Annotated in this window: 1 protein-coding gene; it reads left to right on the top strand. The window is 42.0% G+C overall.

From position 1 onward, the window contains the following. A partial coding sequence (locus IEV57_RS19275; RefSeq protein ID WP_188444663.1) for an OmpA family protein occupies positions 1 to 697 on the top strand: 697 nt, incomplete at both ends.

Genomic DNA, 697 nt, shown 5'->3' with positions numbered 1-697 from the left:
CCGATACCTTATGGCAAGATGCTAGCCATTGATACGGTTTATTATGATTTTGATAAATACAATATTAGACCAGATGCGGCAGAGGTATTGGATAGGGCTTCTGAAGTATTGGCTGCTTATCCAGACTTTAACTTGAACATCACATCCCATACAGATGCTAGAGCTTCTAATGCTTACAATGAGCGTTTGTCCCAAAACAGGAGTAATTCAGCTGCGAATTACCTGAAGGGTACTGGCGTAGTGGGAGAAAGATTGAGTACAGCATGGAAAGGAGAGCAGGAGCCTGTGAATCCATGTGTGGAAGGAGTAGATTGTCCCGAATCGATGCATGATCGAAATAGAAGGAGTATTCTGAGTTTGGAACTTTATCCAGATCTTGATGGTGATTACTCACTTCCGGGAGGCTTATCTTATGTGAAGAGTACGGATGAATTGATGGAAGCGATTGCGAGTATGGTTCGAGAGAAACAGGCTTCTTTACTTCCATTGATACTGGCAGAGGATATGGTGTATTATGACTTGGATAAGTATGAGATCAGACCTGATGCGTCTAAAGTATTGAAAGCTGCAGAGGACTTATTGAAGAAGTATCCGTTTTTGAAGTTGGAGATAGCTTCGCATACGGATTCAAGACAGACTTTACTTTATAATGACAGGTTGAGCAAGAACAGGTCTATGGCCGTATTCTTCCACCTCA

Origin of the sequence: Belliella aquatica (genome assembly GCF_014637795.1) — a bacterium.
Classification (GTDB): domain Bacteria; phylum Bacteroidota; class Bacteroidia; order Cytophagales; family Cyclobacteriaceae; genus Belliella; species Belliella aquatica.
This window is presented reverse-complemented; position numbering and strand designations above follow the sequence as displayed.